The organism is Streptomyces sp. NPDC003697 (genome assembly GCF_053587115.1).
Genome location: NZ_JBSFNN010000148.1, coordinates 1 through 7,379, shown reverse-complemented (window position 1 = coordinate 7,379; position 7,379 = coordinate 1). Strand labels below are relative to the sequence as shown.

The following is a 7,379-nucleotide window of genomic DNA, read 5'->3' as shown; positions in this document are numbered from 1 at the left end:
CAGGGGGTACCCCCACTCGCCGCACCGGCCGGAAGCCCGAGTACATCCAGTACGAGGGCGTCCGGCCGGCACGCCGAGAGCACGCACCGGACGCCGCTCCTCGACGGGCAAACGTTGCCTGCCGCGGCACTAGTTGTACTGCCCAGGGACGTTGGTCAACCTGGTGATGGGTGGCCAGGAGGTGGCCCGGGTGGTGGGCAGTCCCGGAACCGGGGGTGGAAGGTGCCGGCCGGTCCGCCGCGGGCCGTACGTCCATTCGCGTCACCCGGCCGTCCACGCCGAAGCGGTGGATGTGTTCGACCGTTCCGGCCCAGCGGTCGCCCTCCGCGTCCCGCCGATCGAGCCGCACGGTCGCCACCACGGCCTCGCCGTCCCCGTCCCGGCGCAGCCTCTCCAGCCGTACCGGCGGGTGCCCGGTCGCGAACTGCCGTGCCCCGTACGCCCGGACCTCCTCACGGCCATGGAGGCGGACGCCGTCCAGCAGGTCCGGCCGGTCGACGCCGGGTGCCAGGCACTCCGCAACGATCGGGTCCCGGTCGTCGGTCGGGAAGAGTTCGCATGCGGCGCAGCAAGGCGTCCCGCGCTGCCGCAACGGGCTCCGCCGTCGCCATCCTCAGTTCCCCGCCACGGACCTCACCGCGACCGGTATCGGCGTGGAGCCGCTGATCAGTTCCAGCGTCAGGCCGGCGGTCGCCGGGGTGTCCAGCAACTCGGCCAGGACGGCGGCCACGTCGTCGCGGGGGACCGTGCCCGGGCCGGTGTGGGCCTCCAGGCGGACGAGGCCGGTGCCGGGGTCGTTCGTGAGGGAGCCGGGGCGCAGGATCGTCCAGTCCAGGGCCTCCTGGGCGCGGACGTAGTCGTCCGCCTCGCCTTTGGCCCGCAGGTACACGTCGAAGACGTCGTCGCCCGGGTGCCGCGCGTCCGCCCCCATCGACGACACGACCAGGTGGCGCCGCACGCCCGCGCGGACGGCCGCGTCCGCGAACAGGATCGCCGCGCCCTTGTCCACCGTCAGCTTGCGGGCCGCGCCGCTGCCCGGACCCGCGCCCGCCGCGAAGACCGCCGCGTCCGCGCCGCGCAGCCGCTCCGCGACCTCCTCGACCGACGCGGACTCCAGGTCCAGCACGATCGGTTCGGCGCCGGCCTCGCGCAGGTCGTCGGCCTGTTCGGCGCGGCGGATGATTCCCGCCGCCTCGTCTCCGCGCGCGGCGAGCAGACGCTCCAGCCGCAGCGCGATCTGACCATGACCACCAGCGATGACGATGCGCATGTCTCCGACCGTACGCCTGTTTCCCCGCATGTGCCCGTACGCCCGGACGGCCGCACCAGCCAGGCGACTTCAGCCCTGCACCGCGAGCTCAGGACCCGGCGTTTCGGCGCCTTCGCAGGGCGGCACCGTGCGCACGCGGCGTGCGCCGGGCCGCGCGCCGACACAGGCGACCTCGTGCGGCGGGCACCGGGCCCCACGCCGCGCTGACGACCTCGTGCGGCGACACCCGGGCCCCGCGCCAGGCGGCCTCGTGCGCCAGGCGCCAGGCGCCCGGTCCCGCGCCGCACCCGCCGGCCCCGTACCGCAGGCGACGACCCCGCGCGGCACCCTGGGCCCCCCGGTCCCGCCGGGTCCTCACAGTGCCCGCCCGGGACAGGGAAGGCACCCCCGTCGTTCAGCGCCCGTCCGGGCGGCGACCGTCACGACACCTCCCCGCGCCCCTGCCGCGGCAGTCCCGGGTCCACCCCCGCCGCCGCGTCGCAGAACTCCCGTACCGCGCTCGTCCGCGCCACGACCCGGCCCCGGTGCACCACGATCCGGCTGTAGGCGAGTGACAGCGCCCCCGCCAGCCGGTCACCGCGCACCGCGAGGAGCTCCGCCGGGAAACCGGCCTCCACCCGCACCTCGGGCAGCCCCAGCACCGCGCGGGCGCGCGCACTCACCGCCTCGTAGGCGTCCTCGGGCCGCAGCCCGTGGCGTGAGGCCAGCAGGTACGCGGCCTCCAGCGGGTCCCCGCGCCCGACCGGGTTCGACACGTCCCGCAGGGCGCCGCTGCCCGCGGCCACGCGCACCCCGGCCGCCCGCAGCAGCCGCACCGGCGCGGTGCCGCGGCCCTCGACGCTCCCGCAGCCGCCCTGCGGCAGGCACACCACCGTCACCCCGGCGGCGGCCAGCTGGTCCGCGGTCCGCGCAGCCACCTCGACGGGCAGCCGTGCCAGGCCGCCGCACGGTCCGAGCGTGACGCCGGGGCGCAGCCCGCCCGCCATCGCCGCGATGCGCGCCAGGCGGGCCGGGTCGGTGCCGTCGGTGTGCAGGTCCACCGGGCAGCCGTGCTCGGAGGCGACCTCGAGGACCGCCTCGACGTAGCCCGTGGGGTCGGGGTCCACGTCGGGACAGCCGCCCACCACGCCGGCGCCCATCTTCACCGCGTCCCGCAGCATCGCCAGCCCGTCCGTCCCGGCCGCGCCGGTCAGTACCCGCGGCACCGCCACCGTCGTCAGCTCCGTGAGGCCGCGCAGGGCCCGCCGGGCCTGCAGGACGGCGCCCAGGGCACCGAGTCCCTGGACGTCGCCGACGCGCACGTGTGCGCGCAGCGCGGTCGCCCCGTGCCCGAGCTGCAGCAGCGCGGCCTCGGTCGCCCGGCGCTGGACGTCCTCCGCGTCGTACGGGACGGGGCCGAAACTGTCGGCGGTCAGGGCGGTGTCGCCGTGCGCGTGGGGTTCGGCGGGGGCCGGCAGCAGCAGGTAGCCGCCGAGGTCCAGCCGGGTTCCTCCGTCGTCCGGTCCGCCGGGCCCGCCGGGTCCCAGGCTGCCGGCCGTGCCGACGGCCTCGACGCGTCCGGCGACCAGCCGTACGTCCACGATCCGCCCGTCCGTCAGCCGCGCCCCGCACAACAGCAACCGGCCGGGGTCGGGCGGCCCCGGCGTCCCCGCACCCTCCGGCTCGCCCGGGCAACCCGACGAGCCGGACGGGCCCGACGAGACCGACGGACCCGACAGGTTCGAGGGCCCCGGACAGCCGGACGACCCGGAGGAGTCCGGGGCCCCCGCCGGCTCCGAGGAGCCGGAGACGCCCGACGCGGGCGAGGGGGCAGGCGGCGGCTGGCTTTCGGGCATCGCGCTCCAGGGACGACGGGTGCTCCAGGTGCACGGACACGGACGCGGATACGGACGGGACACACGGACACGGACAGGGACACGGGCACGACTCGCGGCTGCGCCGAAGGCGCAAGATCACGCAGAGTGAGTCGAGCCTAGGACGGCGGCCCGTCCCGGAGGGGGAGGAGCGCAATAGTCGTACCGGCGTGGTCCGCCCGGCGCCGCGGCTGCTCCCTGCCGCGGGTGCGGGACGCCGCAGCGCCAGTCGGGTGACGGGGCGAGGCGGGGCCCGCGGAACGGATTTGGGTGAACGGCGGCGGACCGTGTAATGTCTTCATCGCTCGCCCCAATAGCTCAGTCGGCAGAGCGTCTCCATGGTAAGGAGAAGGTCAACGGTTCGATTCCGTTTTGGGGCTCTGGTGTGTGAGGTTCCCGTCGCGAGGCGGGACCTGATCACATCAAAGCGGTGTAGCTCAGTCGGTAGAGCAAGCGGCTCATAATCGCTGTGTCACCGGTTCAAGTCCGGTCACCGCTACTCACAGTAGCCGATTGCGGGGTCGGTCCTTCGATCGGCTACTCTTCTTTGCGTTAAGTAAGTCCATCCGTTCGTCAAGGAGCACTCACGTGGCTGCCACCGACGTCCGCCCGAAGATCACGCTGGCCTGCGTGGAGTGCAAGGAGCGGAACTACATCACCAAGAAGAACCGGCGTAACAACCCGGACCGTCTTGAGATGAAGAAGCACTGCCCGCGTTGCAATGCGCACACCGCGCACCGCGAGACGCGATAAAAAAGGCTCATACATGAGGCCGCCCCCGTAACCAGGGGGGCGGCCTCATGTTGTTTCCTGATGACGTTCCCTCGTGCGGTCCCACCGCACGTCACCGCACGTGACACCAGGAGGTGCCGAGCCATGGCGCTCGACCAGTCCTTCGTGGGGCGGTCCTACCCGCCCACCGCCCCCTACGAGGTGGGCAGGGAGAAGATCCGTGAGTTCGCGGAGGCCGTGGGGGACGCCAACCCGGCCTACACGGACCCGGAGGCCGCCAAGGCGCTCGGCCACTCCGACGTGATCGCACCGCCGACGTTCGTGTTCGCGATCACCTTCAAGGCCGCCGGACAGGTCGTCCAGGACCCGCAGCTCGGCCTCGACTACAGCCGCGTCGTGCACGGCGACCAGAGGTTCGTCTACCGGCGGCCCGTGCGCGCCGGTGACCGGCTGATGGTCACCTCGACGATCGAGGCGATCAAGTCCCTGGCCGGCAACGACATCCTGGACATCCGCGGCGAGGTGCACGACGAGGCGGGCGAGCACGTCGTGACCGCCTGGACCAAGCTCGTGGCCCGCGCGGCCGGGGAGGCGTGAGGCGATGACCGCGAAGATCGCGTACGACGACGTCGAGGTCGGCACCGAGCTGCCGGCGCAGACCTTCCCCGTGACCCGCGCCACTCTGGTGCAGTACGCGGGTGCCTCCGGCGACTTCAACCCGATCCACTGGAACGAGAAGTTCGCCAAGGAGGTCGGGCTGCCGGACGTGATCGCGCACGGCATGTTCACCATGGCCGAGGCGGTCCGCGTCGTCACCGACTGGCTGGGCGACCCGGGTGCCGTCGTCGAGTACGGCGTGCGCTTCACCAAGCCGGTCGTCGTCCCGAACGACGACGAGGGTGCCACGATCGAGGTCAGCGGCAAGGTCGCGGCCAAGCTCGACGACAACGCCGTCCGGGTCGACCTCACCGCCACCAGCGGCGGCCAGAAGGTCCTGGGCATGTCCCGGGCGGTCGTGCGTCTGGCGTGAGCCTGCCGGCTCGGGCCGTACGGAAGTGACCGCGAAGCGTCGGCGGTGAGGGGCGTCCGCATCCGGCGGCGCCCCTCACCCGTCCCGACGGCGGCCGCCGACGGGCGGCGGCCCCACCGGACACCTCTCAAGGCGGTGCTGTCGGTGCCGTCTCGTAGTCTTGGGGCCGTGCAGGAACTCCACGACGCGCCCCTGGCCCCGCTGACCACCTTCCGGCTCGGCGGCCCCGCGACCCGGCTGATCACCGCGACCACCGATGCCGAGGTGATCGACGCCGTCCGCGAGGCCGACACCGCCGGCACGCCGCTGCTGGTCATCGGCGGCGGCTCGAACCTGGTCATCGGCGACAAGGGCTTCGACGGCACCGCCCTGCGCATCGCCACCCGCGGCTTCACCCTGACCGGTACGACGCTGGAGGTGGCCGCCGGCGAGGTGTGGGCCGACGCCGTCGCCCGCACCGTCGAGGCGGGGCTCGCCGGTGTCGAGTGCCTGTCCGGGATCCCGGGCTCCGCGGGTGCCACGCCGATCCAGAACGTCGGTGCGTACGGCCAGGAGGTCTCCTCGACGATCACCGAGGTCGTCGCCTACGACCGCCGGGCCGGCCGGACGGTGACGCTCACGAACGAGGAGTGCGCGTTCTCCTACCGCCACAGCCGCTTCAAGGCCGACCCCGAGCGGTACGTGGTCCTGCGGGTCCGCTTCCTGCTGGAGGACGCGGACGGACTGTCGGCGCCGGTCAAGTACGCCGAGACCGCCCGGGTCCTCGGCGTGCGGGCGGGCGACCGCGTGCCGCTCGCCACCGCCCGCGACACCGTGCTGAAGCTGCGCGCCGGCAAGGGCATGGTGCTCGACGCCGAGGACCACGACACCTGGTCGGCCGGCTCCTTCTTCACCAACCCGATCCTCACGGACGCGGAGTTCGCCGCTTTCCGCGCGCGCGTGCGGGAGCGGCTGGGGGACGGCGTCGAGCCGCCCGCGTACCCGGCAGGGGAGGGGCACACCAAGACCTCCGCGGCGTGGCTGATCGACAAGGCCGGATTCGCCAAGGGCTACGGGACCGGCCCGGCCCGTATCTCCACCAAGCACACCCTCGCGCTGACCAACCGGGGCGAGGCGACCACGGAGGACCTGCTGGCGCTGGCCCGAGAGGTCGTGGCGGGGGTCCGCGAGGCCTTCGGCGTCACGCTGGTGAACGAGCCGGTGACGGTCGGCGTGAGCCTCTGACCCCGCCGGCCTTCCGGCGACGGCCGTTCCGGCACCGCAAGAGGCAAGCACCGCAAGACGCAAGACACCGCAGACGCCGCCGGCACCCGGGGCGGCCGCCGCCCCGGAGGCGCTCCGCCCCCGGTCGTCAGGTGACCGGGCCGGCCAGCCAGTCGTCGACTCCCGACAGGAGCTTCGTGCGCACGTCCCCCGGGGCGGCCGAGGCGCGGATCGACTGGCGAGCCAGTTCCGCGAGCTGCTCGTCCGTGAAGCCGTGGTGGCGGCGGGCGATCTCGTACTGGGCTGCCAGCCGGGAGCCGAACAGCAGGGGGTCGTCCGCGCCCAGGGCCATCGGAACCCCCGCCTCGAACAGCGTCCGCAGCGGGACGTCCTCCGGCTTCTCGTACACGCCGAGCGCCACGTTCGACGCCGGGCAGACCTCGCAGGTGACCCCCCGGTCCGCGAGGCGGCGCAGCAGCCGCTCGTCCTCCGCCGCACGCACCCCGTGACCGACCCGGGTGGCGCGCAGGTCGTCCAGGCAGTCGCGGACCGACGCCGGGCCCGTCAGCTCGCCCCCGTGCGGCGCCGAGAGCAGGCCGCCCTCCCGGGCGATGGCGAAGGCCCGGTCGAAGTCGCGGGCCATGCCCCGGCGCTCGTCGTTGGAGAGGCCGAACCCGACCACGCCGCGGTCCCGGTAGCGCACGGCGAGACGGGCGAGCGTCCGGGCGTCCAGGGGGTGCTTCATGCGGTTGGCGGCGACCAGGACGCGCATGCCGAGGCCCGTCTCCCACGAGGCCTCCTCGACCGCGTCGAGGATGACCTCCATCGCCGGGATCAGACCGCCCAGCCGGGGGGCGTACGACGTCGGGTCCACCTGGATCTCCAGCCAGCCCGAGCCGTCCTTCACGTCCTCCTCGGCCGCCTCCCGCACCAGCCGCCGGATGTCCTCCGGCTCCCTCAGGCACGAGCGGGCCGCGTCGTACAGGCGCTGGAAGCGGAACCAGCCCCGCTCGTCCGTCGCCCGCAGCCGCGGGGGCTCGCCGCCGACCAGCGCCTCGGTCAGCGCCTCGGGCAGCCGCACGCCGTACTTGCCGGCCAGCTCCAGCAGGGTGGCGGGCCGCATCGACCCGGTGAAGTGCAGGTGCAGATGGGCCTTCGGCAGCTCAGAGAGATCACGTACACGCTCCATCCAAGGATCCTGCCGCACGCTCCGGGTGTCCCGGTAGCCGTTTCCCCTTTCGTGGTCTTGCTCGCACACAGGAACGGGCCGCCTCCCCGCAGGGAGGCGGCC

General features: G+C 73.9%; 8 protein-coding genes and 2 tRNA genes. 6 read left to right on the top strand and 4 right to left on the bottom strand.

Annotation, left to right across the window (positions count from 1 at the left end; all coding sequences use genetic code 11):
• The 3 genes from ACWDNY_RS30970 to ACWDNY_RS30960 form a co-directional block, all read right to left on the bottom strand.
• Positions 1-592, bottom strand: a 592-nt coding sequence (locus ACWDNY_RS30970) for a nuclear transport factor 2 family protein (RefSeq protein WP_451649132.1), incomplete at its 3' end; no start/stop codon positions are given.
• 21 nt (positions 593-613) lie between these two features.
• Positions 614-1,270, bottom strand: a complete 657-nt coding sequence (locus ACWDNY_RS30965; RefSeq protein WP_451649131.1) for an SDR family oxidoreductase — start codon at positions 1,268-1,270, stop codon at positions 614-616.
• Between the two features lie 419 nt (positions 1,271-1,689).
• Entirely contained in the window at positions 1,690-3,105 is a 1,416-nt protein-coding gene (locus tag ACWDNY_RS30960; protein WP_451649130.1) for an amidohydrolase family protein, read from the bottom strand.
• Between the two features lie 325 nt (positions 3,106-3,430).
• Between ACWDNY_RS30960 and ACWDNY_RS30955 the strand changes: the two genes are divergently transcribed.
• The 6 genes from ACWDNY_RS30955 to ACWDNY_RS30930 all read left to right on the top strand — a co-directional run bounded on the left by ACWDNY_RS30955 (position 3,431) and on the right by ACWDNY_RS30930 (position 6,109).
• Positions 3,431-3,503 (top strand) — tRNA-Thr (locus ACWDNY_RS30955).
• Between the two features lie 46 nt (positions 3,504-3,549).
• Positions 3,550-3,622: transfer RNA gene (locus tag ACWDNY_RS30950), tRNA-Met, on the top strand.
• 89 nt (positions 3,623-3,711) lie between these two features.
• Entirely contained in the window at positions 3,712-3,876 is a 165-nt protein-coding gene (gene rpmG, locus ACWDNY_RS30945) for a 50S ribosomal protein L33 (protein WP_003948671.1), read from the top strand.
• 123 nt (positions 3,877-3,999) lie between these two features.
• A complete protein-coding gene (locus tag ACWDNY_RS30940; RefSeq protein WP_451649129.1) occupies positions 4,000-4,452 on the top strand; it encodes an FAS1-like dehydratase domain-containing protein in 453 nt (150 codons plus the stop codon).
• 4 nt (positions 4,453-4,456) lie between these two features.
• Complete coding sequence (locus tag ACWDNY_RS30935) at positions 4,457-4,885, top strand: MaoC family dehydratase (RefSeq protein ID WP_451649128.1); 429 nt, start codon at positions 4,457-4,459, stop codon at positions 4,883-4,885.
• A gap of 168 nt (positions 4,886-5,053) precedes the next feature.
• Complete coding sequence (locus ACWDNY_RS30930; protein ID WP_451649127.1) at positions 5,054-6,109, top strand: UDP-N-acetylmuramate dehydrogenase; 1,056 nt, start codon at positions 5,054-5,056, stop codon at positions 6,107-6,109.
• A 127-nt stretch (positions 6,110-6,236) separates the two neighbouring features.
• Here the strand turns inward: ACWDNY_RS30930 and ACWDNY_RS30925 are convergent, their stop codons facing one another.
• Positions 6,237-7,277, bottom strand: a complete 1,041-nt coding sequence (locus tag ACWDNY_RS30925; protein ID WP_451649126.1) for an adenosine deaminase — start codon at positions 7,275-7,277, stop codon at positions 6,237-6,239.
• Positions 7,278-7,379 lie beyond the last annotated feature (102 nt).